Origin of the sequence: Gluconobacter sp. Dm-74, from assembly GCF_018256135.1 — a bacterium.
GTDB lineage: Bacteria > Pseudomonadota > Alphaproteobacteria > Acetobacterales > Acetobacteraceae > Gluconobacter > Gluconobacter cadivus.
Genome location: NZ_JAERLX010000004.1, coordinates 185,668 through 211,969, shown reverse-complemented (window position 1 = coordinate 211,969; position 26,302 = coordinate 185,668). Strand labels below are relative to the sequence as shown.

Annotated in this window: 27 protein-coding genes and 1 pseudogene; 12 read left to right on the top strand and 16 right to left on the bottom strand. The window is 61.3% G+C overall.

The window, feature by feature from the left end:
* Positions 1 to 17: 17 nt before the first annotated feature.
* On the bottom strand, positions 18 to 1,955 hold the full coding sequence (locus tag JK208_RS08700) for a response regulator (protein ID WP_211575572.1): 1,938 nt from the start codon (positions 1,953 to 1,955) through the stop codon (positions 18 to 20).
* On the bottom strand, positions 1,952 to 3,751 hold the full coding sequence (locus JK208_RS08695) for an ATP-binding protein (protein ID WP_408872106.1): 1,800 nt from the start codon (positions 3,749 to 3,751) through the stop codon (positions 1,952 to 1,954). Before JK208_RS08695 ends, JK208_RS08700 begins: the two co-directional genes overlap by 4 nt.
* 138 nt (positions 3,752 to 3,889) lie before the next feature.
* Between JK208_RS08695 and JK208_RS08690 the strand changes: the two genes are divergently transcribed.
* Positions 3,890 to 4,300, top strand: a complete 411-nt coding sequence (locus JK208_RS08690; RefSeq protein ID WP_211575568.1) for a hypothetical protein — start codon at positions 3,890 to 3,892, stop codon at positions 4,298 to 4,300.
* 27 nt (positions 4,301 to 4,327) lie between these two features.
* Here the strand turns inward: JK208_RS08690 and JK208_RS08685 are convergent, their stop codons facing one another.
* A complete protein-coding gene (locus tag JK208_RS08685) occupies positions 4,328 to 4,708 on the bottom strand; it encodes a hypothetical protein (protein WP_249202030.1) in 381 nt (126 codons plus the stop codon).
* 12 nt (positions 4,709 to 4,720) lie between these two features.
* A pseudogene (locus JK208_RS16205) lies at positions 4,721 to 4,813 on the bottom strand (zinc-ribbon domain-containing protein); the annotation flags it as partial.
* 123 nt (positions 4,814 to 4,936) lie between these two features.
* Between JK208_RS16205 and JK208_RS08680 the strand changes: the two are divergent.
* From JK208_RS08680 to JK208_RS08645, 8 genes are all read left to right on the top strand, one after another.
* Positions 4,937 to 5,638, top strand: coding sequence for a cell division ATP-binding protein FtsE (locus JK208_RS08680; protein ID WP_211575562.1), 702 nt, complete (start codon positions 4,937 to 4,939; stop codon positions 5,636 to 5,638).
* Entirely contained in the window at positions 5,635 to 6,543 is a 909-nt protein-coding gene (locus JK208_RS08675) for an ABC transporter permease (protein WP_211575558.1), read from the top strand. Before JK208_RS08680 ends, JK208_RS08675 begins: the two co-directional genes overlap by 4 nt.
* On the top strand, positions 6,540 to 7,133 hold the full coding sequence (locus JK208_RS08670) for a YdcF family protein (RefSeq protein ID WP_211575553.1): 594 nt from the start codon (positions 6,540 to 6,542) through the stop codon (positions 7,131 to 7,133). The genes JK208_RS08675 and JK208_RS08670 overlap by 4 nt, the downstream gene beginning before the upstream one ends.
* Positions 7,134 to 7,178: 45 nt before the next feature.
* The gene (locus tag JK208_RS08665) at positions 7,179 to 7,928 is read left to right on the top strand and encodes a 1-acyl-sn-glycerol-3-phosphate acyltransferase (RefSeq protein WP_211575664.1); all 750 of its coding nucleotides are present in this window, start codon (positions 7,179 to 7,181) and stop codon (positions 7,926 to 7,928) included.
* 249 nt (positions 7,929 to 8,177) lie between these two features.
* Positions 8,178 to 9,236, top strand: a complete 1,059-nt coding sequence (locus JK208_RS08660; RefSeq protein WP_211575551.1) for a DUF2125 domain-containing protein — start codon at positions 8,178 to 8,180, stop codon at positions 9,234 to 9,236.
* Between the two features lie 208 nt (positions 9,237 to 9,444).
* Complete coding sequence (locus tag JK208_RS08655) at positions 9,445 to 10,884, top strand: cytochrome ubiquinol oxidase subunit I (RefSeq protein WP_211575547.1); 1,440 nt, start codon at positions 9,445 to 9,447, stop codon at positions 10,882 to 10,884.
* Positions 10,885 to 10,889: 5 nt separating this feature from the next.
* The gene (cydB, locus tag JK208_RS08650; protein ID WP_194262361.1) at positions 10,890 to 11,915 is read left to right on the top strand and encodes a cytochrome d ubiquinol oxidase subunit II; all 1,026 of its coding nucleotides are present in this window, start codon (positions 10,890 to 10,892) and stop codon (positions 11,913 to 11,915) included.
* Positions 11,916 to 11,933: 18 nt separating this feature from the next.
* Positions 11,934 to 12,083, top strand: a complete 150-nt coding sequence (locus JK208_RS08645) for a DUF2474 domain-containing protein (protein WP_211575544.1) — start codon at positions 11,934 to 11,936, stop codon at positions 12,081 to 12,083.
* A 55-nt stretch (positions 12,084 to 12,138) separates the two neighbouring features.
* Here the strand turns inward: JK208_RS08645 and gloB are convergent, their stop codons facing one another.
* Positions 12,139 to 12,855 carry a hydroxyacylglutathione hydrolase gene (gene gloB, locus JK208_RS08640; RefSeq protein ID WP_211575542.1) on the bottom strand — a complete coding sequence of 239 codons (717 nt, stop codon included), beginning with the start codon at positions 12,853 to 12,855 and terminating at the stop codon, positions 12,139 to 12,141.
* Positions 12,856 to 12,895: 40 nt separating this feature from the next.
* Between gloB and JK208_RS08635 the strand changes: the two genes are divergently transcribed.
* The 3 genes from JK208_RS08635 to JK208_RS08625 all read left to right on the top strand — a co-directional run bounded on the left by JK208_RS08635 (position 12,896) and on the right by JK208_RS08625 (position 15,301).
* A complete protein-coding gene (locus tag JK208_RS08635; protein WP_211575540.1) occupies positions 12,896 to 13,612 on the top strand; it encodes a methyltransferase domain-containing protein in 717 nt (238 codons plus the stop codon).
* 79 nt (positions 13,613 to 13,691) lie between these two features.
* Positions 13,692 to 14,369 carry a phosphatidylserine decarboxylase gene (locus JK208_RS08630; RefSeq protein ID WP_194262421.1) on the top strand — a complete coding sequence of 226 codons (678 nt, stop codon included), beginning with the start codon at positions 13,692 to 13,694 and terminating at the stop codon, positions 14,367 to 14,369.
* Between the two features lie 14 nt (positions 14,370 to 14,383).
* Entirely contained in the window at positions 14,384 to 15,301 is a 918-nt protein-coding gene (locus JK208_RS08625) for a CDP-alcohol phosphatidyltransferase family protein (protein ID WP_408870876.1), read from the top strand.
* A 73-nt stretch (positions 15,302 to 15,374) separates the two neighbouring features.
* On the opposite strand, the gene JK208_RS08620 is transcribed toward JK208_RS08625, so the two are convergent.
* The 11 genes from JK208_RS08620 to JK208_RS08570 all read right to left on the bottom strand — a co-directional run bounded on the left by JK208_RS08620 (position 15,375) and on the right by JK208_RS08570 (position 26,205).
* Positions 15,375 to 16,310, bottom strand: coding sequence for an ROK family protein (locus tag JK208_RS08620; protein ID WP_194262356.1), 936 nt, complete (start codon positions 16,308 to 16,310; stop codon positions 15,375 to 15,377).
* A 166-nt stretch (positions 16,311 to 16,476) separates the two neighbouring features.
* Complete coding sequence (locus tag JK208_RS08615) at positions 16,477 to 16,962, bottom strand: hypothetical protein (protein ID WP_211575538.1); 486 nt, start codon at positions 16,960 to 16,962, stop codon at positions 16,477 to 16,479.
* Positions 16,959 to 18,398: a hypothetical protein gene (locus JK208_RS08610; protein WP_211575662.1), complete on the bottom strand. Its 1,440-nt coding sequence runs from the start codon at positions 18,396 to 18,398 to the stop codon at positions 16,959 to 16,961. Before JK208_RS08610 ends, JK208_RS08615 begins: the two co-directional genes overlap by 4 nt.
* Positions 18,395 to 19,483: a hypothetical protein gene (locus JK208_RS08605; RefSeq protein ID WP_211575536.1), complete on the bottom strand. Its 1,089-nt coding sequence runs from the start codon at positions 19,481 to 19,483 to the stop codon at positions 18,395 to 18,397. The genes JK208_RS08610 and JK208_RS08605 overlap by 4 nt, the downstream gene beginning before the upstream one ends.
* Positions 19,483 to 20,004: a hypothetical protein gene (locus JK208_RS08600; protein ID WP_211575534.1), complete on the bottom strand. Its 522-nt coding sequence runs from the start codon at positions 20,002 to 20,004 to the stop codon at positions 19,483 to 19,485. Before JK208_RS08600 ends, JK208_RS08605 begins: the two co-directional genes overlap by 1 nt.
* Positions 20,001 to 20,870, bottom strand: a complete 870-nt coding sequence (locus JK208_RS08595; protein ID WP_211575531.1) for a hypothetical protein — start codon at positions 20,868 to 20,870, stop codon at positions 20,001 to 20,003. Before JK208_RS08595 ends, JK208_RS08600 begins: the two co-directional genes overlap by 4 nt.
* Entirely contained in the window at positions 20,870 to 22,108 is a 1,239-nt protein-coding gene (locus JK208_RS08590; protein ID WP_349291972.1) for a hypothetical protein, read from the bottom strand. The genes JK208_RS08595 and JK208_RS08590 overlap by 1 nt, the downstream gene beginning before the upstream one ends.
* Positions 22,109 to 22,219: 111 nt before the next feature.
* Positions 22,220 to 23,065: an aldo/keto reductase gene (locus JK208_RS08585; RefSeq protein ID WP_211575527.1), complete on the bottom strand. Its 846-nt coding sequence runs from the start codon at positions 23,063 to 23,065 to the stop codon at positions 22,220 to 22,222.
* 36 nt (positions 23,066 to 23,101) lie between these two features.
* On the bottom strand, positions 23,102 to 24,190 hold the full coding sequence (locus tag JK208_RS08580) for an aromatic ring-hydroxylating dioxygenase subunit alpha (protein ID WP_211575524.1): 1,089 nt from the start codon (positions 24,188 to 24,190) through the stop codon (positions 23,102 to 23,104).
* An 84-nt stretch (positions 24,191 to 24,274) separates the two neighbouring features.
* Complete coding sequence (locus tag JK208_RS08575; protein WP_211575522.1) at positions 24,275 to 24,718, bottom strand: DNA polymerase III subunit chi; 444 nt, start codon at positions 24,716 to 24,718, stop codon at positions 24,275 to 24,277.
* 14 nt (positions 24,719 to 24,732) lie between these two features.
* On the bottom strand, positions 24,733 to 26,205 hold the full coding sequence (locus JK208_RS08570; RefSeq protein ID WP_211575521.1) for a leucyl aminopeptidase: 1,473 nt from the start codon (positions 26,203 to 26,205) through the stop codon (positions 24,733 to 24,735).
* Positions 26,206 to 26,302: the final 97 nt, after the last annotated feature.

The window sequence follows — 26,302 nt, the reverse complement described above, 5'->3', positions numbered from 1 at the left end:
AATCTCCGTTACAGGCCTCAGTCCGCACTTCCGCTGCCGTGACGCATGGTTTCGGCAACGGCTCTGCGCAAGGCGTCCTGTGTAAAAGGCTTTGGCAGAAGCAGACCATTTTCAGGCGTTGGCATATCATCTGTATGTCCGCTGATAAACAGCACCTTCAATCCCGACACCGCTTTCTGTAACGCTGTCGCACAGGTCAGCCCATCATGATCAGGCATCCGCATATCGACGATCGCCAGATCAAGCGGAGCTGCCGCATCAACAGAGTTCAACGCCTCTTCCAGCGAAGAAACAGCCGTCACCTTATGTCCGTCCTGTGTAAGGAAACCGGCTGTTACCATACGAACCGGCGCTTCATCATCTAAAACCAGAACCTTCAGCGACCGTCCGACAACCCCGCCGGGACGTTCAGGCTGACTAACTCCCTGCTGCCCGCTCTGTGCCACAGGCAGAATCAGCGTCATGCGCGTTCCCTCACCCACGACACTGTCGACAACGATCTCCCCATAACTGCGGCTGAGGAACCCATACACGCTCGACAGGCCCAGCCCCGTCCCGCGCCCAACATCCTTGGTCGTAAAGAACGGATCAAAAATTCTCGCCGCAATGTCCGGCGTCATGCCCGCGCCTTCATCCACGACGTCCAGCGCCACCGCCCGATCGGGACAACACTCGGCAGGCAAATCCGTCCGCTTCTGATCCACAATCCGAGCGCTAATCCGCACCGTTCCACCATCCGCCATGGCATCGCGTGCATTCACACACAGATTCAACAGGGCCATTTCAAGCTGGTCGGCATCCGACCACACCAGCGGCAGATCCTGCGGGAGGTCTTCAACGCACAGCGCACACGGTGACGCCACAGCAGGCGCACCACGCTTCTTGAGACTCTGACGCAGAAGATCCGTCAAACCGGGCAAAAGCTGCTCCAAAGACACCGCGGACAACCGCGCCTCACGCGGACGTCCAAACTGAAGCAACCGTCGTGTCAGAACCGCCCCGCGCTGCGCCGAATCAGCAGCATTGCGCAGAAGCGTTAGAGACGTCTCGTCAAGATCGGCAATATCTTCCAGCAGTTCGAGAGACCCGGAAATCGCGGCGAGCAGATTATTGAAATCATGAGCGATCCCTCCTGCCAGCGTCCCGAGAGACTGAAGCTTTTCCGCCTGTCGCAGCCGCGATTCCATGGCAACACGCGACGTCACATCCCGGTCCATACTGACCTGCCAGGCATCTTCCCAAGCCACACCTTCCGGCCACGCCAGCGCCAGTCGCGTCAGTTCATGCCAGCGCATGGATGTCTTGCCATCCTCCTGCGCAAGAACTTCCCCAACCAGACGCTCTTCCTGCCCAGACCTGCGGACGCTCTCTCGCATAGCTTCCACGTCAGGCCACAGATTTTCCGGAAAATGGGCCTGCTCGGTTTCGGCACCACTTTCGGATTCATCACGCACATTGCTGCGGATACACCGCCCGTCGCGATCAGAAAAAACCAGTCCAATCGGCAGCGCTTCCATCAGTCCCCGCAGCAGAGCCTGCTCGGTCCGCAACGCCCGCTGCGCCAGACAATGCTGCGTGACTTCCCCAACCAGTGACCGCAGCGCATCCGAATCCCAAGGCTTATGCACATAAGCCTGCACCTGCCCCTGATTCAGCGCCGATACGACGGCCTCCAGATCGGCATACCCCGTCAGCAGAATACTGCGCGCGTCCGAAAATGCCCGCGCCTGCATCAGCAACTGATCCCCGGTCAGGCCGGGCATCCGCTGGTCGGAAATGATGGTCGCAACATCCCGATGTTCCCGCAGCAGATCCAGCGCCCGCAGTGGGTCCGTCGTGGACAGGATTTCATACTGGTCTTCCAGCAGATCCGTCAGGGCAACGAGGATCTCCTCCTCATCGTCCACTAGCAGAATCAGAGGACGCGACGGTCCTTTTGCGCTCCAGAAAGTCATGCTGCGCGGCCAGTCGCCACCGGCCCCTCCTCGGTCATGCGAACGGGCAGACTCAGCCGGAAACAGGCTCCGATGCCATGCCCGCCCGGCAGATTGGCGTCCGTTACTTCGATCGTCCCGTCATGCGCCTCCATGACACTATAGGCAATGGCCAGTCCCAGCCCTGTCCCTGTTCCCACAGGCTTGGTTGTGAAAAACGGGTCAAAGATCCGTGTCCGCAATTCATACGGCAGACCCGGCCCGTCATCGCTCACACTCATTTCATAACGCCCGTTCTCCAGACGCGAGGCGATGACGATCGTACCGCGCACCACATCACTATCCACGGACAGATCCGCGAGCGCATCCGCCGCATTGGAAACGATGTTCATGACAACCTGATTGAGAAATGCCGGCTGGCAGACCAGTTCAGGCGGAGCCTGAAGGTCCTTCCGAACCACAATCCCCGGCCCCAGTTTATGGGCCAGCAAAGCAAGCGCTGTATCCAGCGCGGCCGGAACATCGACCTTCTGGAACGAGCTTTCATCCAGACGTGAAAACCGCCTCAGGCTCAGCACCAGATTTTGAATCCGCTGCAAGCCGAGCTTCATGGAGTCCAGACGCGACATGCCTTTTTTCGTCAGCGAGATTGCCTCGTCAGACGCATTGACGCCCTGTAACCGCTTCAACGTCCGCGCCACCGTATCGGCATGGGCAATCGTGAAGGCCAGCGGATTGTTAATCTCGTGCGCAATCCCGGCCACCAGTTCACCCAGCGAGGCCATTTTTGCCGTCTGCACGAGCTTGGACTGCGCCTGAAGAAGCCGCTCATTCGTGCGCGCCAGCTCCATATTGGCCTGCGCCAAGGCTTCGGCCATTTCCGCCTTGGCTCGCGCAGCCTCCAGTGTCAGGGCGTTCTGCTGACGCTCGATTTCCTGCTGGCGGAACTCGTCTTGCGCCATTCTGCGCTGGGCCAGTGTCCGGATTCGCATCGCAAGAGCTTCAAGCGCAATGTCGCTCGGCACCAGATCATCAATTCCGGCCTCAAAAAACTCCCCGGAAGACTGCCGCCTGAACCGTGACGCCTCCACGATCCCCAGTGTCCGGAACGGAATGCCACCGGCCTCCAGAACAGCCTGCCGCCGCGCATCCAGCAGACGGCAGAATTTCAGATCCTCGTCTCCGCTCCCGAGTTCCAGCACCAGACAGTCCGGACTGTCGGCCCCCCGCAGCCATCCGCCTTCGATCAGGTCGTCCGAACGCTCAATAGATGTCACGGTATGCCCGTCACGCCAGAGCAACTCCCCCAACGTCGTTTCGGGTGCTTCCTCAGCTGTATCGTCTTCGTCTTCCTCCTCTCGTGGAGAATTGACGATCACGATCCGGGCCCGACGCAACCGGGATGCCTCATCGACCTGAAGAAGCTCCGGCCCCTCCCGCAACAAGGCCCGCATCCGCAGAACCATCAGATCAGGATGAGCCGATTTGGAAATATAAGCGTCAGCCCCGCTTTCGAGCCCCTCACGCTCCACACCCGGCGACGCATCTTCCGTGAGCATCAGGATCGGAATGTTGCGGGTCAGCGCATCCAGCCGCAGCCGCCGTGCCAGCTGCCCCCCGCTCATTCCCGGAAGCTCGGTACAAGCCACCACCAGATCGGGCATCGTATCCTCGATCGTGCCCAAACCTTCCTCGCCGCTGGTCGCGCAGGTGAGCGCAAAGCCTTCATTGACCAGTATCCGGGCAATCTGCCGGGCATGGTCGCAGTCAGGCTCCACCAGAACGACCCGGGGCATATTCGGCGTTACCATCGGCATCTCGAATTCAGGAAAAGGCATGACGGCACGGGAAAGTTTGCATTGGCGATCTCTTGCAGCTAGTCCGAAGTGAACCATTCGTCCGCTTTCAGGGACGAACACTAACTCCCGTTGCCGGACCACTGGAAGCCATATCTCATGGACATGCAGCCCCCGCCCCATATCACGGACCGCCTCCTCGGTAGCAGAAGCCGGAACGAATCTTCGCTCACAACATCGTCTATGATCCGGATGGGCGTATGGTCCGTCTGTTATTTTGCCTTCTATCTGGCCCAGCAGATTGCCGAACTCATGGCGCCTCTCCTGCTGATTCTGGGTTCGGGCTGGTATATTCTTCCGCACATCGTCAATGCGATCACAACCAGCGCAGCCAGTGCCGACCCGCAGGCCCGCGACGTCATGAATCACGTCGCCGGAACCCTTCCGACCCATCTTCAGATCGGCAGCCACCTCATCACGCCGGGCTCCCTTATTTTCGACGGCATCCTGCTCATGGCCGTAGCCGCCATCGGCGCCACACTCTCGGCACTCGCCGCCCGCAATATGTAAGATCCCTGGGGCGGCCCGAACCGGGTTTCAGGAAAAATGTCCGATCCCCGGAAGAAAACCGAAAACCCCCGCGCCCTTGCAGTACCACAACGCCGCAACTCCGGAGCCCGCCAGAACAAGGCTGGCACCCCAGGCCGCGACCCAGAGACCGGTAGACCCGATCATCGACGGGCCAGCCTGTTCAGCCCGTGCCTGAACGTCGCCAGCTGAACGGGAATGCAGGACAGCCGAACGGCGCTCAGCGTTTCGTCCGGCCATCGCTCCTGTCGCTCGAAATGTTCCTTCCGAGACGGGCGAAGGGGCATCCACCACATCAGGCTTGCTGTCGCTTTCCTCTTCCGGAACTTCAAAAACAGCCGGTGTGGCTTCGGGAACAGATTCCTGCGCCGTCACCACAGAGGCAGTCATTTCCCAACTGTCTCCACAATTGGCGCAGCGCAGACGCTTAACCCCTTTTGCCATCGCCTCCGGTACTTCAAAGACCGCATGACAATGGGGGCATTCAATGCGCATTCAATCAATCCCTTCGACAGCCGGCTCCGATCCGGCCTAGCCTGATCCGTGTACTTGTCTGTTATGACAAAATGATCGTTATTAAATGGTTAATAAATTACTCCAGTTTTCAATGAAAGCGTCATGATCCGCCTCCTGAATGTCTCGATGATGCCTCCCGGCGTAGGGCAGCCGGTCTTGCGAAACCTGACGCTTTCCGTGCCGCAGGGAGAGTTCCGCTGGCTGCTCGGACCATCCGGTGCTGGCAAGTCGAGTCTTCTGCGCCTCCTCACACTCGAAACACGCCCATCCGCCGGTCAGATGGACCTGCTCGGCGTGTCCGTCAGCCACGCCAGCCGGGCAACGCTGCGAAACCTGCGCCGAAGAATCGGGTTTGTTCCTCAGGACTATCGCCTGATCGGGGAATGGACGGTGTTCGACAATGTGGCTCTCCCGCTCAGACTGCGCGGCGCTTCCGAGCGCGACACCAGACGCGAGGCGTTCGCCGTACTGGAATGGCTGGATGTGGCACATCTCGCCGATAAGCGCCCCGGCGCCCTGTCCGGCGGTGAGCAGCAGCGCACGGCCATTGCCCGCGCCCTGATCGGTCGCCCCGAACTCCTGCTCGCCGATGAACCGACCAATGCGCTCGAAGACGCGCAGGCCAGACGCCTTCTGACGACATTTCAGGAATTGATCGAAATGGGCACGACCGTCATCGTCGCCACCCATAACGAGGCCTTGGTCCGCGAAGCTCCGGCAGCCTCCATCATCCTTCAGGACGGCACGATCGCAAATACCGACATTCAGAACGGAATTTCCACCCAACGGGCAGAACGCTCATGAGTGCCCCGGTCTCCCCCGGACTGCGTTCAGGCAGCCTGCCGCTTCTGGTCGCACTCATGACCCTGCTCGCAGGCCTCTCACTTGCTGGGCTGGCAGGCGTGCAGACCCTTGCCGAAAGTTGGTCCGGTGCCGCCCGAAACGCAACCACAATCGAGATCCCGTCCGACACGCCCCAGCTTGCAGACCGCACCCGCACCCTAGTCCAGACCCTGAACAAAACGCCCGATGTCACAACAGTCCGCGAACTCTCCATCAAAGAGGTCCAGACCCTTCTCGCACCATGGCTGGGGCAAGTGTCTGACAGCGCAGGTCTTCCCGGCCTTTCTCTGCCTGCCGTCCTGATTGTCGCCCATACCGGAACGCCCGATCTGGGCACGATCGTACATGACGTGCTGCCTGAAGCCGTCGTGGAGGAAGACCGGCGCTGGGGTGAACGTCTCAACGGTCTGGGAAGCAGCCTGATCGCCTGTGCATGGCTGGCCGTCAGCCTCATCGCGGCCATTGCGGTTCTTTCGGTCGGTATGACGGTGCGCCGTTCCGTCATGGCCCAGCGCAAAGCCGTCGAAATTGTCCATTTTCTTGGCGCAGGAGACCTGACCATCTCCAGCAGGATCGCCGGGCGGGCAGCATTGCTCAGTCTCGCCGGAGGGCTCGTCGGCCTTCTGCTTCTGAGCCCGGTCATCACCATGCTGGCCCAGAAGCTCACGCCCTTTTCACATGGCGCACCTCCCGCCACCTCTCCTTCAAACACATGGGACGCCCTGATCGCCGCATGGTGGAGCACCCTGCACGTCCTGCCACGCATGCTTCTTGAAGAACTCGGCGCCTTGCCCCTGATCGCCGCCTGTCTGGGTTGGCTTACCGCACAGACCGTCGTGCTCGTCTGGCTCCGGCGCCTGCCATGACACGTCTCCTCCAGGCATGTCTGGCGCTGGGAGGTCTCTGGCTGGCGGGATTCGTCTGGTTCGTTCAAGACGCCAGTAGCCCTCCCGTCACCGCCACTGTCTGCGATGGCATCGTCGCCCTGACTGGTGGAGAACAGCGCGTCGATACGGCCATTACGCTCCTGCGAGGCGGATACGGACATCTGCTGCTGATTTCAGGCGTTGGGCCTCATGTTACGCTGCAACATATCCTGCATCTTCAGCAGGAACCCTTGTCCTCACCTCTGGCCACACGCATCACTCTGGGACGCCGCGCCACCAGCACGATCGGCAACGCCCACGAAACAGCCGAATGGGCCAAAAACAACCGACTGCACCGCCTTCTCGTCGTCACCTCCGGCTATCATATGCGTCGGGCTGTTCTCGAAATCCACCGCACAGCCCCCGATCTGGACCTCTTCGCCTATCCGGTGGTGCCCCTCGCCCTGCAAGGCACCCCTTCGCGCAGAACGCTCTTCCTGATGTTTCGGGAATACAACAAACTACTCGGCGCCGAAATTGGCGTCCTGACAGGACTGCCCGATGGTCGTGAAGGACTGGATGGCGCCTGACAGCCCTTGTGCCGGACCGGATTTTCTGGTGTGCAGAACACCATGATGAGCATTCTGCGCGGCGTCCTGTTCAATCTCTATCTTTTTTGGATCACCCTGTTCATGGGCCTCGGGACCATTCCGATCCGCCTGATGAAAAATCAGGATCTGGCCCTCTCTTATGCAAAACTCTGGGCGCGCGCCGTTCTGTTCGGCTTCACCCGGATCTCTTCGGTCCGCATCGAGATCACAGGTCAGGAGAACCTGCCACCCGGCCCGCTGCTGATCGCCTCGCAGCACCAGTCCTTCTTCGATGGCTTCATCTGGATGACCCTCGTTGACCGCCCTGACTACATCATCAAAACAGAACTGACGCACATACCGGTCGTCGGCCCGATGCTGCGTCTGACCGGCATGATTTCCGTCGACCGGAAAGCCGGTTCAAAAGCCCTGCGCACCATGATGCAGGATGCAAAATCGGCTCACGACGCGGGTCGCCAGATCATTATTTTCCCCGAAGGCACCCGCACGCTGCCCGGCGAACGTCATCCGATCCAGCCCGGTATCGTCGCTCTGGCACGACAGGCCAACGTTCCCGTCGTGCCCGTCGCAACCGATTCAGGGCTCTTCTGGGACCGAAACCCCTGGCTCAAACGTCCGGGCACCCTTCACGTTGTGATCGGTCAGCCTCTCCCGGCCCAACAGGAACGCAAGGCCTTTACCGAGGCTCTGGAAAGCGCGTGGGACGAACTGTGCACAACCCATACCCTGCCCAGAGATCCTGTGGATAACTCTGTGGACCCGAAAAACACATGATTGGACTGCAAAAAACTGAAATCTTTCAACGTTCTCTCAAGAACTTCGCGCTTCCAACATCCAACCATTAATAAAACCTCCATATCCTTTGGTTTTCTGCGGTTTTCACTGCTGCACAACCGCCATGGCTTTTATGGCAAACCGACCTATGGACGCATTTTCGGGCACTCCCGAAGCACTTTCCATGGCTGGGGATAAAACAGACAGGGGTTGACCAATCCCGCAGCCACTCCCGAAAAGAGATGCTCAATGGATCGTTCGTTCTTTACTGTGGGTTACAGCAGATATGCTGTGGTCTTGATTGCCATTCTCGCAATATCGATCCTCCTCGATACACTCTGCTGGCATCACACGATCCACCGGCTGGAGACCAGCGCCCACACCGCCATCGCCACCGCAGACAAAAACGGCTGGGCCGTTCATGCGACTCCGTTACGCAGCGGCGGCTGGCCGTTCGGCGCATGGGTGGAGCTGGACCATCTGGACGCCACACATCCTGCATCGCCCGGTTCGTCCTATGATGCAGGCTGGGCCGCAGAGCATCTTCGTCTTGGAGGATCATGGACCTCCCTTCTTCGCACAGGGCTTCCGATTTCCCTGACGGGGCATCAGGCGATACGGCTTGTCCTGAATGACAAAATCCTGACTGTTCTGACGTCGGGTGTTCAGATCCGTTTCAGAAACCCAGAAGACCTGCGATTTTCAGCGCCACAATTTCAGGCCGCGTTGTCGGGCGGATGGCCTGACAGGCAGATCTTCGCGAAAAACCTCTCCGGACGCCTCATCCGTTTTCCTGAAGCCCCCATCGGCGCAACACGGCTCGGCATAGAGGAAAAAGCGGCAGAACTGTCCGGGTTTCCACTGCCCTATGGAGCCTCCGCCGACCTGCATCAGGCGCATCTTGCGCTCGCCCTGACAGCGTCCGGATCTTCCACAGACCACTCATTTCTTGACCCGGCGTCATATAGCCGTCTCCTGCTTCAGGACGCCTCAGCCTCCCCAGCCTCAACAGGCAGTCACATCACGCTTTCCGGCGCCCTCACCCTCCCAAGCCAAACCGGCACGCTTACCCTGACCCTGATGCACTGGCAGGAGCTTGCAGCGCACCTTCTGGATCGGCCTGAAATAGAGTCGCACCTCGCCCCGGACCTTCAGGCCGCCCTCCGCAAAGCGCTGGAAAAGGCTTCCGCTCCACAGCCCAAAAACGAACAACCACTTTCCGTGGCGCTCCCCGTCGTCAACGGCCAGATCCTCCCGGATACACAGGCGATTTCCACGCTTTTCAACGGAACATTCCCTCCCCCCTGAGGCCGAAATTTCCGCTTGATTTTCATCAAAAAACCTATCGGAACACAGAACTTTCTCTGGCCAAACACGTTCTGTAGGTTCAAAAGACGGCGACACACGAAACGATCACAACTTCGTTATCCTCGTTCTGCGTGCGTCAGATCCCGCAGGGAGCGGCCTTGCCTCTGACGGTATCTGCCACTCGCCATCTCTCCAGAAGGCAACTGAAATGTTTGGCCTCTCGGCTTTATTCCTGGCGCGGTTCCAGTTCGCGTTTACGGTCGGGTTTCACATCGTGTTCCCGGCGTTCTCAATCGGTCTTGCAGCGTACCTGGCTGTTCTGGAAGGCCTCTGGCTCAAGACAGGCCGCAGCGCCTATCTGGACCTCTTCAAATACTGGCTGAAGGTCTTTTCCGTCGTCTTTGGCATGGGCGTGGTCTCCGGCCTCGTCATGTCATACGAATTCGGAACAAACTGGTCGGCCTTCTCACAGAAAGCCGGTCCGATCCTTGGCCCGATGCTGGCCTATGAGGTCATGACGGCGTTCTTCCTTGAAGCCGGGTTCCTCGGCGTCATGATGTTCGGCCTCAACCGCGTCGGCAAAGGCCTGCATTTCGCAGCCACCTGCATGGTCTCGATCGGTACCCTGATTTCCATGAGCTGGATCCTGTCCTCCAATTCCTGGATGCAGACTCCCCGCGGCTATCGCATCGACGAAGCCACCGGACGTTTCCTGCCCGTCGATTGGTGGCAGATCGTCTTCAACCCGTCTTTCCCGTACCGCATCGTCCATATGGGCCTCGCAGCCTTCCTGTGCGTGGCCTTCATCGTGGCAGGCGTGGCCGGATGGCACCTGCTCAAGGCGCGTCGTGAAGGCCGTCAGGCGTCCGAACAGGTCCGCCTGATGTTCTCCATGGCGATGTGGATGGCCGCCATCGTCTCCCCGATCCAGGTTCTGGCCGGTGATACGCAGGGCCTGAACACGCTGGAATATCAGCCCGCCAAAATCGCCGCTCTTGAAGGCGACTGGGAATCCGAAAGCCGCGCCCCGGAAATCCTGTTCGGCATTCCCGACATGGAAAACGAGACCACCCGCTACAAGATCGCCATCCCCTATCTGGGCTCGCTGATCCTGACGCACAGTCTCGACGGTAAGGTCCCGGGCCTGAAGGACTTCCCGAAAGAAGACCGCGCCTATTCTCCGCTGCTGTTCTTCTCCTTCCGCATCATGGTCGCGCTGGGCATGTTGATGGTGCTGGTCGGGCTATGGTCGCTGTATCTGCGCTGGAAAGGCAAACTGTACGACACGCCGCTTCTGCATCGGGTCGCATTGTTCATGTCTCCGGCGGGCTTCCTCGCGCTGCTGTGTGGCTGGGTCACGACTGAGGTGGGCCGTCAGCCCTTCACCGTCTACGGCCTGATGCGGACCGCCGACAGCGTCTCTCCGATCGCCTTGCCAAGCATCGCAACGTCGATGATTGCCTTCATCATCGTCTATTTCATCGTGTTCATGGGCGGCATCACCATCCTGCTGCGGACCTTCGCCGAAGAACCCCATCCGGGCGAACATGGCCCCGCTGAAGACCAGCCCCAGCGTGCCGCAGGTACAACACAGGTCTCCCATCAGCCCCCATCCGGCCCGACGGCCGGCGCTGGCATGGCGGAGTAAGAACCATGACAGAAACAGCCGGCTTCTGGCTTCCGGTGGTCTGGGCGCTGCTCGCAGCAACCGCCATCTTCCTCTATGTCTGCCTTGATGGTTTCGATCTCGGGATCGGCATCCTTTTCCTCAAGGAAAAAGACCACGATCATCGCAATCTCATGGTCAACACCGTGGCCCCCGTCTGGGACGGCAACGAAACCTGGATGATCTTCGGCGGAGCGGCGCTCTACGGCGTCTTCCCCGTCGCCTACGGCACAATCCTTCCGGCCCTTTACCTGCCGATCCTGTTCATGCTGCTGGCCCTGATCCTGCGCGGCGTGTCTTTCGAGTTCCGCTTCAAGTCGGAATCGCCCATGAGCCAGTTCTTCTGGGACAGCTCCTTCTGCGGCGGCTCCATCGTTGCGGCCTTCATGCAGGGCGTCATTCTCGGAACGCTCGTTCAGGGCATCAAAATCGAGAACAATGTGTTCGTCGGGTCCAGCTTCGACTGGTTTACCCCGTTCGCCCTGTTCTGCGGCCTCGCCGTCGTCATCGGTTACGCACTTCTTGGCGCAACATGGCTGCTGTGGCGCTGCGAAGGCGAACTGCATGATGCAATGCGCCGGATTTCCTTTGTCCTCGGCGGCCTCATGCTGGTGACGATCGCGCTCGTCTCGATCTGGACGCCAATGCTCCACACCACCTACATGCAGCACTGGCTGGACATGCCGCAGCTCGCTCTGGTGGCGCCGGTTCCAGTTGCAGTCGTCGTACTCGCAGCGGCACTGTTCCTCGGACTGCGCAACCCGCGCTCGCATCTGCTGCCCTTCATCGCAACGCTGGGCCTGTTCTTCCTGTGCTTCAGCGGTCTGGGCATCAATGTGTGGCCCTATATCGTGCCACCGACCATCACCATCTGGCAGGCCTCCTCTCCGCCGGAGAGCCAAACCTTCCTGCTGGTCGGAACGATGTTCCTCCTGCCGCTAATCCTCTCCTACACCGCCTATTCGTACTATGTGTTCCGCGGAAAAATGTCCGCCGGGCACCACTACCACTAACGGCATAGGACCAGCCCCATGCGTATCGAATACGGTCAGCCCGACGAGAAACCGGGCTTCCTGAACTGGATGAAACGCGTGGGCTGGTTCGTGGCGATCTGGGCGGGCGGCGTTGTCATCGTCGGCCTTGGTGCCGAATTGCTCAAGAAAATCATCTTCGGCTGGTAACGGCCTGATGATGCTAAAAAGCCCCGTCTCTTTCGAGCGGGACTTTTTTGTGTCGTCAGAACGTATCCTTTTCTCTACGCAGCCGCGCGAAGGTCGCAACATCCGGCGCAAGCAGAAATGGATTAGTCCTGCGCTCTACACCCAGCGTGATTGGAAGCGTTGGCTGTCCAGCTTTCAGAAGACGTTCGACTTCCCCGGCCCGCGCCTTCAGAGCGGCGTTCTCCGGATCGACATGCAGTGCGAAAGCAAGGTTGGAGCGCGTATATTCATGTCCCGCACAGACAAGCGTGCTGTCCGGCAGACTGTCATAGCGATGCAGACTGTCGAACAGTTCCTGCGCCGTGCCTTCCAGCAATCGCCCGCAGCCCAGACTGAACAGCACATCGCCACAGAACAGCGCCGGAACCTCGGCCACGACATATGACACATGCCCAACCGCATGGCCCGGCGTGGACCAGACCTGAATCTGCGTATTTCCCAGAGAAACAACGTCCCCATCTTCAACAGCATGATCCAGCCGAGGCAGCCGTTCCTGATTCTGGCGCGGCCCGTAAACCTGCGCGCCATAGCGTTCCCGCAATGCTTCCGTCCCGGCCGTATGATCAGCGTGATGGTGAGTCAGCAGGATCATGTCCAGCCGCCCCTCCCCGATCTCATCAAGAATCGGCCCGGCCTCACCGGGGTCCACGATGGCCCGTTCCCCCTTTGGCGTCGTTAGCAGCCAGGCATAATTATCCGACAGAACCGGAATCGGCTTGATATCAAGTGGCATGACTGTTCCCCTTGGACTGTCCTGCTGATGAGGTAGCTGCATGCTGACGTCCCTGGCCCGCATCCGTTCCGATGATGCCGCCACTTTCTATGAAAGCCGACAGGGACAGCGCACGGCCCTGCTCCTCAACGAGCGCCTGCGACGTATCATGCCTCCCATGCGAGGCCGACGCATTCTCGGCATAGGCTACACAGCCCCCTATCTTCCCGAAAGTGCCGAATTCGCAGTCTCCGCGCGCCTGCTTCACGCCCAGACGCAGAAAACACTTCACCCTTCCTCAAAAGACTGCATCGTCGAGAGCGCCCGCCTGCCTTTCGACGACCTTTCAATGGACGCGGTGCTCGTGGTTCACGGTCTCGAATTCACGCGTGTCGCCCCGGATTTCCTCCGGGCCATCTGGCGCACCCTCACCGATGACGGCGTCCTGATCCTGATCGTTCCCAACCGTTCCGGCTACTGGGCGCATACCGACGCCACCCCTTTCGGCCACGGCAGTCCCTACAGCAGCCGCCAGCTGACCCGCCTTCTCGACCAGACCCTGTTCCGGATCGACCATCATTCGGGTGCTCTGATGGCGCCACCCGCTGCTCTTTCCGCCACACAGGGACGGCTCATGGAGCAGATCGGACACAGACTGCGCCTGCCATGCGGCGGCGTTCACCTCGTCACAGCCCGAAAAAATGCCTATGCCGGAATCCCCATGATCGACGACAAACTGGCTGCCACACTCCCCCAACAGGTCCCCAAACCTGCCTGACGCAGAAAACCTGCCCGAAAAACGCCTTCTTTGTGGCGAATTCTTGACCCTCCCGCCGTGTGCCGTAAGAGTGCGTTCCATGTCGCTGATCCAGTCCTTCAAGCTCGTCCTGTCGCCGCCGCACCGCGCCGCGACTCCCTTCCTTCTCGCCGGTTCGTTCGTCGGACTGCTCGGACGGGCCACGCCCTGGCGCGCCACGCGCCTGCTGGGCAATGCAGGCATCGCCTTCACGGCGTTCTGCCTGTACTTCTTCCGCGACCCCAAGCGCACCCCGCCGCCGCGCCCCGATCTGGTGCTGGCGTCCGCCGATGGCCGCGTCACATCCGTCGCCCTCGTCACGCCGCCGCCCGCGCTGGAAATGGGACACACGCCGGTCTGGCGCGTCTCGACGTTCCTCTCCGTGCTGAACGTCCATATCAACCGGATGCCCGCCGCCGGTGAAGTGACGAAGATCGCCTATCACGCTGGAAAATTCCTCAATGCCAGCCTCGACAAGGCGTCCGAACACAACGAGCGCAACGAACTGCGCCTGACGCTGCCGGATGGCCGCAATATCGGCGTCGTCCAGATTGCCGGCCTGATCGCGCGCCGCATCCTGTGCTTCGTCGAGGAAGGCGATCGCATGGAAGCAGGCGAGCGCTTCGGCCTGATCCGTTTCGGCTCGCGCACCGATGTTTATCTGCCGCCCGGCGTCGAACCTCTGGTTGTGGAGGGGCAGACCATGGTTGGCGGCGAAACTGTCCTGGCGACGCTCTGAGCCAGACGCCATACATGACCACGCCTCCGACGGTTGAACCCACCCGCGAGCCCACCCAGTCTATTGGCGCCTCTGTGAGCGCCTCTGGCCGAAAACGCCGCATCCGACGCAGACTCCGCCGTATGGGCCGCAACCCGCGCACCCGTGTGCGCGGGCCGTCGTTCAACCGCCTCATCCCCAACATCATGACAATGCTCGGCCTCTGCGCCGGGCTCAGCGGCATGAGATTCGCGCTCGAACACCAGTTTGAACCCGCTGCCGTAGCACTCCTGATCGCCGCCTGCATTGACGGACTGGACGGACGCATCGCGCGCCTCCTCAAGGGCGCCACCCGCTTCGGCGCGGAATTCGACAGTCTGTCAGACTTCGTGTGCTTCGGCGTCGCACCGTCCTTCGTGCTGTTAATGTGGTCGCTCGAACACGCCGGACGCTATTCTTTCGTCCCGTGCATCCTGTTCACGGTCTGCATGGCGCTGCGTCTGGCCCGTTTCAACGCGAGCCTCGATGACGACGACAAGCCGGACTACTCCTACAGCTTCTTCACTGGCGTCCCGGCCCCTGCGGGTGCAGGACTGGTCCTGTTTCCGGTCTTCCTCGGCCTCGAAGCCGACCGCCTCCATGCCGAAGGTCTGGCCGCATTCGCCCGCCTGCCCCTCGTCTCGGCCGTCTGCCTGATTGTCACCGGCCTGCTGCTGGTCTCCACCCTGCCGGTCTGGTCGTTCAAGAACTTCAAGGTTCCGGCGCGCTACGTCTTGCCTCTGATGCTAGGGACCGGCCTTTATGCAGCCCTTCTGGTCGCAGACCCCTGGGGCGCCCTCGCCGGTGCGGGACTGCTCTATATCGCGATCCTGCCCTTCTCCCGCCGCTCTTACCACCGCCTGAAACTGGCGGCAGAGGAAATGTCGGAAACGGTGGAAGAAGAACCCGCCTGAGAGCAGGAAATCCCAACAAAAAAGGCCGCCCGGTTCTCCGGGCGGCCTTTTTCATGTCCAATACGCGACAGGCTTATTCCGTCACGTCCCACAGCCATGCCGCGCCACGCACGCCAGAACTGTCGCCATGCTTATTCTTCACGATTGGCGTCGTGCAGACCGGCGTAATGACATGCTTGGCCAGAAGCGGCGGCACGCGCTCATAGAGCGTGTGAAGGTTGGAGACGCCGCCACCGAGAACGATCACATCCGGATCGAGGAAGTTGATAACCATGGCGCACGCCCGGGCAAAACGCTCGGTATAACGGCCGAGTGCTGCAATCGCAGCCTGATCGCCATTGGCCGCAGCCTCTTCGATACCGGCCGTATTGCGATGCCCCGGCCCCTTCCAGTCCGCGGCAAGTGCCGGGCCCGAAAGATAGCGCTCCATGCAGCCCTTGTTCCCACAGAAGCACTCGCGCGGCGGCGCGTCTTCTTCCGTCGACCAGGGCAGAGGCAGATGCCCCCATTCGCCAGCAATATGATGACGCCCCTCAAGAACGCGGCCATTATTAACGATGCCCGCGCCCATACCCGTCCCGATAATGACACCGAAAACGGTCAGCATGCCCTTGGCCGCACCATCGGCAGCTTCAGACAGCGCAAAGCAGTTGGCGTCGTTTTCCGTCCGGACCGGACGGGCCAGCGCGGCTTCCAGATCGTGCCCGAAAGGCTGGTTATTCAGCCAGGTTGCATTGGCATTCTTGATCAGCCCGCTCTCTGGCGAGATCGATCCCGGAATCCCGATGCCCAGCGTGGACGTATGCTGCCCCGCCGAAACGCGGTGGCTCGGCACCGCACCCAGACGATGATCCACATCCGCCACCAGATCCCGGATCGCCAGAACGGCCTCGTTATAAATACCGGGATTGGCAATTCGTTCCCGCAGGACGAGATCGCCCGAACGATTCAGAACTGCGATTTCGATCTTCGTGCCACCAAGATCAATTCCAAGGCGATAATCAGCCATCTCAAGCCCTGTGCTCTGTGCGGCGACCTGAACGACAGGTGGCCGGACCTCATGGGAAAACGCATCCAGTGCGTCCGTCTGCTTTAACGCGAAACCGTGTCACGACAAGCCGTCCGAAGACAAAACTTCGTTGTTTCAGGCAATTTCCAGTTTCAGAATATCGCGATCAGACCCGCGCCAGTTCCTGAAGGGCCCGCAGGATCTCCTGCGGCGCGGGGGGACAGCCCGGAATCGCACGCCGCACCGGCGTCAGAGCCTGCAAGCCCCCCAGCGTCGCGTAACTGGCCGGAAACGGCCCTCCATCGACCGCACAGGCCCCGACCGCAATCAGACTCCGGCCCGGCGGCATCGCCCGCCAGACCCGGTCCACCATCTCGGCACAGACCCGCGTCACCGCACCGGTCAGCAACAACCAGTCCGCATCCGCAGGATCGCTCACACACACAAAACCTGCCTGCTCCAGAGCGAAAGCACTGCCTTTCAGAGACTCGATTTCCATGAAGCAGCCCTCGCAGCCTCCCGTCTCCAGCACATAAAGCCCGATGGGGCGCTCACGACGCGGAAGAACTTCCTCAGAGGACGGACACCAGCGCCGCGCATCCATGAACGCGTAAAGCAGGCTCAGAGGCCCCGTCTGCCGCAACCCCTTCACAACGCAATCCCCGCCGGAGACAGCCCGATCGACCCCAGAGCCGCAGGCGCACGCTCCACGGGACAGCCTTGCAGCATCGCCCCCAGAACCGGCAGAACCGAGACACCCGGATCACGGACATGCAGGTTCTCGATCCGCCCGTTTTTCAGCCGCACCCAGTACCACACATCTCCGCGCGCGCCCTCGGCCACGCCAATACCCTCATCCGTGCTGTCCGGCGCGGGTTCGTCATCGTCCAGACCAATGCTGCCCAAAATCCGTTCCATCAGCTTCAGCGAATCCCGGATTTCCGCAAGCCGCAGCCCATCACGCGCCCGGGCATCGCCGCGGCTCGATCCCGTCGCCCGCAGCGCCTCCAGCCGCATTCCGGCTTCCCGCCGTCGCATATCCATGCTGCGACCGCTCGCACGCCCCGTCACACCCCCAACAGCAAAACGCTCCGCCAGCCGCACATCCAGAACTGCAAACCCGTTCAGACGGGACGCAAAAACCCGATGAAGCTCCTCCATCGCTGCAAGGCGTGGCTGCATCGCCGCGTGAACCGCCTGCGCCAGCGGGACGATCTCCAGCCCCTCGGGAAAGCCGCAACAGGTCACCGTATCCATCAGACGCCGCGAAACACCCTGCTCCGCACAGGCCTGAGCGATGGCCTCGCGCGCATGATCGCAATGCGTCGCCAGAAGCTCCGCATCCACGCCCCGAGCCGTCCGGGCCATGTCGAACAGATGAAGCGACATCCGCTCGATCTCCAGCAGAATCATCCACACATCCCGAATTCCCGGCCCCGGAACCTGCCCGCGCGCCTGCGCCACGGCACGTGCAAAAGCCAGAGGATGCGCCACCAAACCACCCGCCGTCATCCGCGCCACGAGGAACATAGCCTCTTCCGGCGTCTTCCCCAAAAGACGCGACACCACACCCCGATGTGCCCCGCCCGCACAGACATCCACACTCCGGACCTTCCCTTTCAGAACCTCGAAAGACAGGTCCAGAGGGCCACTCAACCCCGTCTGCTCCGGACGCAGAAAGCGGCTCCCCCCGATCGGACGCAGACCACCCGAGGCCGGTCCCGGACGGGATGACAATGGCCATGTGGACGTCCAGCCACCTTCATCCAGCGCAGGCGTACCATTCCCACGCGCCTCCATGGCCTCGACGCCATACAGATCATACGACACGCGCTCGCCCCATTCCGCTCCGGCAAACCGCGACGATGGCGCCAGATACCGACGGTCTTCCACAACCGTACTCGCCAGAAGCGGGCGATCCCCCTCCAGCAGCAGAACAGAGGCGCGCGCATCATCCGCCCAGCACGAGATCAGCGGCAACGTCGCACCCGGAACACAGAGCATATCACTCCACTGCACAGGATCGAGATGATAATGCGACAGCGCCACACGCTCGCCGCTGCGGATAATCCGCCCCATACTTCTCATGGTCGCCACCCCGTCACCGGATGCCACGCAAGAAACAGCGGGCCACACAAACCGCCCAGCAGAAGAACGGCCTGCGTCACAGCGACGATACCCCGCTCTCCCCGTCCGAAGGCTGGCAGCAGGGTCATAGGACGTACGGACCACAAAGCAGGCAGCAGACACAACACCAGCAGAACAAGCTCTGCGGCATCAAGCGACCGCCCGATCCCGACCAACGCGCAGAACACCGGCCACGGTGCGGCTCCTGCCCCGATGGCCTCCGATCCCTCAGCCTCATGCAGATCCAGAACGGCCAATCCCAGCGCCGACAAAAGCAGCAGGACGAGCGCCGGACCTTCGCCGGTCGCGGCCGCAATAGCACCCAGCGCCGACAGCATCGGCAGAGAGATCGCCCGCCCTGTCGAGCGCGACACCACCAGCATCAGGAGTGTTCCAAAACCCGCAATCAGCATGAGCAGATGGACCAGCGGATAGGCACTCAGGCGGAACATCAGCATCAGCGCCGCAAACCGCAGCCCCGTATCCAGAAGCGCCGCCTCCGGCGCAGGCGCGGGTGATGGCCCCAGACCCGCCACCATGCATAGTCCAACCGTCAGCAGCACCGCCCCCAGCGACGACTGCTGCATCGGCAGAAGCGACGCGCCCAGAAGCCCCAAAACCACGCCCCCAAGCCGACTGCGCGCAATGTCCCACACAATAGCCGCCTGCCGGGGACCACGCCCTTCGCGCCACGCCAGAAGAACTGCTCCCGCGCCACACAGGATCGTCACCGCGAACGCCGAATGAACATTCAGCGCCAGCAACGCACACCCCGTCACCAGAAACGGCAAAATCCGCCCCGTCCGGTCCCGAGCCTGCGGGAGAAGCAGCGGTATGGCCGTCACGATGCAGGAACACGCAGCGGCCAGAGCGTCCGTCCCCGGCATCAGCCACACGGCCAGCGGCGTGATGACAAGCCCCGCCACAGCGAACGTCCGGCTACTGGCGGCCTGACGGTTTTCAGGCGTCAGGAACAGCAGGAACGCTGCCAGAAGCGGCCAGACAGTGACGGCAAACAGCGTGCCGACGGGTGCGAGCGGATGCATCAGACGTCCTCCACCCGTCGCCATGCCAGACGGGGCAGCAGCGTGATGCCAAGGGCCGCCAGAACGCCCCACAGACTCAAAGCAGCAGCAAAAAGCGGCCATGAATTCAGAACGCACGCCACAACAACCAGCCCGTCCGCCGCCCGGACCAGCCCGGCAAACTGAACCAGCGGCGTTCCCCACGCCGCACCACACAACCCGGCCAGAACCGCCCCCGCGCCCAGAACCGGAGCAAGTCCCAGACCGGCTCCCGACAAACCAAGTGCCAGAAGCAGAACAAGCGTACCCACAACCGGCAGAACAGCCGCCTTGTCCGGCGCTTCCGGCGCGAACCGCCGCAGCCAGATCCATGCCAGAACATTCAGCCCGATCAGCGCCACGGACGTCAGCAGCGCCATCAGCCCCGAACAGACCGTCGCCCCGGCAAAAGCGCAGACTGCCCCGTAAAGCGGCAGCCCCCGACCGTCTTTTCCCAACCCTGCAAGGGCCAGCAGCAGAAGCAGTCCGAACCCAACGATCATGTGCCAAACCTCCCCGCCAGAGCCAGAAGGAGCGCCACACCCGCAAACAGCGCTGTCAGCCGCGCGCTCCGCTCCTGCGCCATCAGTCTCAGCCCGACCGCCACGCCCACAGCCAGCGCCAGCCGTGCGACAAGCGCAACCAACCCGAGCCACCAGCCCTGAACGCCGCCCTGCGCGAGCCCCACACTCACCGGCCATGCCAGATCAGCCAGCACCAACAGCCAGCCACAATTCAGCACATCCGCAATACTGCGCGCCGCCTCACGCTCCTGCCGGTCCCGCACCCCGGACAACAGGCCCGTCACATCCTCGGAACGAAGCGGCGGGCATGCAATTCCCAAAGCCAGTGCACAGGCGGCTAGCGCTCCCTCCAGACCCGGCTCAGGCTCGATATGCAACATCGCACACAAGCCCCCAAGGCCATCTGTCCCCGGAGCGGCCAGCGCGATCAGTGCTTCCGTCAGGCACAGCAGCAGAACCGCCGGAACCAGACGCGATGCCTCTCCCGACAAAACGCCCGGCCCCAGAAATCCACGCCCCATCAACAGCATGAGACCCATGACAAGCGGGTCTGCGAGCGGTGACAATACCGATCCCGTCGTCACCGCAGGGAGGCACACAAGCGCCAGCACACCCACGGTCAACGCAAGCGCCGGACGTCCTGTGAGCGGCGTCTGGAACAGGAATTTCCAGAACCGCCCCGCACCCAAGAGACGAAACCGCACCGCACCACCCGCGCGGCCCGCCAGCCAGAACGGCAGACCGTCCAGACACCAGCCCAGCACAGGCGCCAGAACGAGCAGCAACCCCAGTTGGAACAGCGCTTCCAGCACTGACAGCGCGATCAGTCCCGCGTCATGCGCCATTACGTCATCACTCCCAGCACCGCGAGGACGAGGCCAAGAAGAACAAGCCAAAGCCCCACGGCCCCCTGTCGCAGATCGGGCAGAACAGGTGCTTTCGTCCCCTTCAGCGCCCTCAAGCGAACCCGCCCTGACACGACAAAACGGCGCAGGCTCCAGCCCAGAGACGGCGCCTCTTCAAACAGGGCATCGCCTGATGCCAGCAGTGTCATCAATGCCGGAGCCAGCGTGGAGGCTGCGTGAACGATCCCCCCCATAATGCGGCAGGGACGCACGAGAACAATCCAGATCAGGGCTCCAACCATCACGAAGGCCATCAGCCGGAAATGGGAGCCGTCGCCTGCACCGATACTCCAGACGGGCCAGACCCACTCCCCTCCAACACCATGCAGCGCAGGACTTGTCAGTCCGAACACCAGTGCGGGCAAAAACAGGCTCCCAGCCCCCACCAGCAATACGGAAACACCGGATATGGCAGCCGCACGCCCAGACATTTGCCGCCCGACGACAAGCAGATCGGACAGCGCCAGAACGCCCAGCAGCAATGCCACCACCACGCCGAGCACGCTCCAGCCCTCGACACCCGCCGCCATGCTCAGCGCCGCATGAATCCCAAGCCACAACACGACCAGTCCGGGCAAAGGCGGAAACGGCAGACGCAATACGGTCAGCGCCGGAAACCGAGGCCCCAGTGATGCCATCAAAACTAGCATTGCGAGATCAAGAAACGCAGCTTCCAGCGCAATCCGGGCATAGACCGCAAGCCCCGCATCCTGCGCGGCCACCACCAGAACCATCAACAGAACGGGACGCAAAAACCCCAGATTCCCCGGTCGATGCGCGCTCAGAACAGCCCAGCCGATCAGCCCGAACACACACACGCCCAGACCCGCAACCAGTTCGGTCGGTACAGCCTCCGGAGCATGCCACACCAACGACACGCCCAGAATGCTCATAACGGCGGAACAGCCCCCGTCTCTGCGACGCACGAGCGCAGGCCAGAACAGAACAGGCAGCAGCCCCAGCAGAACAGGCGTCTGGGCGGGAAACAGAACGCTCAGCAGCAGAACCGGAACGCTCCACACCGCCGGACAGCCATCCCGTTCCTGCGCCGCAATCACACCCAGCGCCACAGCCAGCACGGCAGGCGAAAGCGCCAGTACCGCAGCCAGAGCCGCCAGACACACGACTACGGCCTGCCCGAGCCGCCCCGGCTGGATCGCCAGCACACAGGCGGGCACCACCAGAACCGCAAGGCAGAGGGAAACCGGATCAGTATGGAACAGGGACGTGAAAATATGCAGGGCGCGGTCCGCAGGTTAGTGGAAAACGGACCGCAACCATTACGACCGTCAGATCATGGCGAGAGATACCTTGCGTTTCGGCGGAGGGAAAGCACTGTCCAGCGTTTTGAGATCCGCATCCGTCAGGCTGATCTCCAGACTGGCAATATTTCCAGCCACATGCCCCGGAGAACCAGCCTTCGGAATAGCCAGCACATTCGGCCGACGCAGCACCCAGGCCAACGCAATCTGCGCCGGATCAGCAGGTCCCTGCGACGTCTCGTGACGCGACGCCACCTCCCGAAGTGCAGGATGCTCCAGAAGCTCCCCGCCCTGCCCGAGCGGCGAATACGCCATCGTCACCGTTTCAGATTTCAGATCATGATCCAGAAGATCGAACTCCGTCCCCCGGTGCTCCAGATTATACAGGACCTGATTGACCAGACAGTTCCCGGACAGGCTTTCGATCTCTTCCATGTCATCGACATCGAAGTTCGAGACACCCCAGGCTCGGATCAGCCCTTCATCTTTCAGATCCTCAAAAGCACGGATCGTTTCCTCAAGTGGCGTTCCCCCACGCCAATGCAGCAGATACAGATCCAGCCAGTCCGTCCCCAGATGCTTCAAAGAACGCCTGCACGCCTTATGAACTGCGTCATAAGATGCATTGGAGGGCACAACCTTGCTGACAAGATAAACCTCTTCGCGCACATCTGCGATGGCCTCGCCCACCAGATCTTCCGAACGCCCGTTGCCATACATCTCGGCCGTATCAACAACCCGCAGACCGGCCTCCAGCCCCTTTCGCAGGCTCTCGATCTCGCTGCTGCGACGTGAGGCACTGTCGCCGACATTCCAGGTTCCCATTCCCAGCGCCGGAACCGTGACACCATTCCTGAGCTTGACTGTTTTCATGACCGTCTCCTGTCCGTGCTTTCAAGACCTATGTTCTCAGACAACGACAGGATCCGCGGTGTGTTCCCTCACAATCCCCTCGACCTTCAGAAGATCGCGCAGCTTTCGCACGATCGGGAAAACCTCGACGTTGTGATCGCCCCCCAAGTCCCGCCAGGCCGCCTGCTCCAGTTGCATGATCTCGCGGTCTTCTTCAAAGATCCGGTTCGTGAAAATGCCCAGCGCGGGCCAGATCACATCAATCAGGAATGGCGTTTTCGGACGCAGCACCGAAAGCAGACCGAATGTCTGCGTACTCGCACCATCAGCACTATTCGGGACGTAAACACTGAATAGCTCCATGATCAGATCACCGTCCTTGTCGTGGATTTTCAGGCTCTGATACGGATAGGTCGTGCGGATACTCACGATTTCCTCAACCGGCTGTTCACGGCCCGGATCATCGTGATGCTTGCCGAAAATCAACCGCTCAGCCAGTGGCTGCTGGTTGCCACTGCGTGCGAAACTGTAGCGCGCCTCAATAAAGCCCTCGCCCGCATCCTGCCCCAGAAAACGCGCCTTGATCTGCCCCATCTGGCGGCGGTGCAGGAACTGATGGTTCATGTCCATCAGGTTCTCATGCATGAACGTGTAATGGCACTTCACGACGGGGCTGAAATGCCGCGTCTTGAACGCCGGATTGTCTACCTGCGCCAGCGGCGGCAGAGGAACGCTCTCCGCTTTCGCCGCATCACCGGGAAACACGAAAATCATCCCGCCTGCTTCACGGCAGGGATAGGTCCTCACACCGTTCGGCAGCTTGCCCTTACCGAGATAGGGCACATCAATGCACCGCCCCGAGCGGCCATACGCCCAGCCATGATAGCAGCACTGAACAGCCTCGCCGCTCACCTTGCCCAGACTGAGCGGAACCTGACGGTGCGCGCACCGGTCTTCCAGCGCAAACACGCTACCTTCCGCAGGCCGCACCAGCGCAATCGGATGCCGTCCGAACCGACGCCCGATCGTCTTCCCGCGTTTGAGATCCTTCGACCACGCCAGCGGATACCAGAAGTCCGGATTGATATCGACGCGACGCAGATCGGTTTTCAGAGGATCAGGGGAAGAATTCGTGGGGTCCGGCACAGTCAGGCGTCCTCTCCAGTGACATGAAAGACGCCCCCATTATCGAGCGTCTTCCATCAATGGCTTCAGACATACTTTGAAACCTTACCCCGCCTTTTTCCAGCCCCGCTCTTCCTGTTTCCAATACACGAGATTGTGACCTGAAGATTTCATCGCCACCCAGCGATCTCTTGCCCGCTGCACGGATTGCGGATTTCCACCATCAAACAGATCGAAAATCCGGGTAAATGGCGCGAAATCATCCTCCCCCGCACCATCAACCCGAAACAAGAAACGCGCCCCGTTCGGCACGTCTTCGCCTTCCGTCAGCCAGATCGGCTGCCGGGCCGCATGACCACTCTTTGCGCTCCCATGCGGAAGCCAGACCGGGTCCCGGCACGCCCAGAGCGCCGTATCCAGCGCCATAACCGCCGCCACATCCGGACAGCGCACGAGCGCGCGCTCTCCCGCATCCAGCGTCCGGCCCAGAAGGGCCGGAAGCGCTTCTTCAAGCGGCGTGCGCGTCAGATGATAGAACCCGACATCCACAGCGTGATTGCCCCTCAGGCGCTGGCTTCATGCGCCTTCACAAAACGGTCCAGCAGCCGCACGCCAAAACCTGTTGCACCCTTCGGCGCAATGGCAGACGCCTTGGTCTTCCAGGCTGTTCCGGCAATATCGAGATGCGCCCAGTCCGTGTCGCCCACGAAGCGCTTGAGGAACTCAGCCGCAAGGATCGCGCTGCCCGGACGTCCGCCGATATTCTTCATATCGGCAATATCGGAATCGATTTCACGGTTATAGGCCTCGCCCATCGGCATCCGCCACAGGCCTTCACCCACATGCGCTCCGGCTTCCGAAAGCCCCTTGGCCAGCGCATCGCTGTTGCTGAACAGACCGGCGTTTTCATACCCAAGACTGACCACGATCGCACCCGTCAGCGTGGCGAGATTAACCATGAGCTTCGGGCTGAACCGCTTGCGGGTATAAGACAGCACATCCGCCAGAACGAGACGCCCTTCCGCATCGGTATTGAGGACTTCGATCGTCTGTCCGTCATAAGCCCGCACGATATCGCCCGGACGCTGCGCCCCGCCCGACACCATGTTCTCAACAAGCCCAACCACACCGATCGCATTAACCGGCGCCTTACGACGGGCCAACGCACTCATGAGACCAATCACGGTCGCGGCCCCGCCCATATCGGTCTTCATCTCGTCCATGCCAGCCGCAGGCTTGATGGAGATGCCACCACTATCGAACGTGACACCCTTGCCGATGAACGCCAGAGGTGCCTCGCTGCCACCGCCCTCATGACGAACAATCACCGTCCGAGGCTTGTGAACGCTGCCCTGCGCCACCCCCAAAAGCGCACCGAACCCAAGCTCCGTCATGGCTTTTTCGTCAAGAACTTCAACCGTCAGGCCAAGCTCACGCAGGTCTTCGATCCGCTGCGTAAAGCTCTGAGGATAAAGCACATTCGGCGGCTCACTCACGAGGTTTCGCGTCAGGATCACACCTTGGGACACCGCATCCAGAGCCGTCCAGCGTGCCTGAGCCGCTGCCACGTCCGACACTGCAACAGTCAGCGACTTCAGAACCGGTCGCGCACCGGGCTTCTTGCTGCGATACAGATCGAAATCATAAGACGCCAGACGCGCGCCCAGCCCCGCTTCCGGAGCAAACTGCTCCAGTGCCCCGGACACGACCAGAACCGCGCTTTCAACGCCATCCAGCAGCCGCACCGCCCGACCCGCGGCATTCTCGACAGCCACGGCATCCACAGCCGCGCCGCCCTTCGGCGTCACCCCGGCGAGAACGATCTGCGACAGCCCTTCAGCCGGAGCGGGCAGCACCACGCTCTGCCCGGCCTCTCCTTTGAACCCCTTCAGGGCAACAGCGCGCGACACTGCCCCCGCCGTCGCCTTGTCCAGCGCCGAGAACGTCTCGCCACCCGCAGTCTCGCACAGCAGCACGACCGCCTTGGACGCATCCACGGAAAAAGCAGGAAGGGAATCGAAAATCACTGAAAGCATGATGGCCCTGTCGTCTGGAACATGAAATCGTCAGCTCCGTTATCGGAAACACCGCCCCGGCATACAAGCCCTCCCCCGAGAAAGACCTTCCATGCGC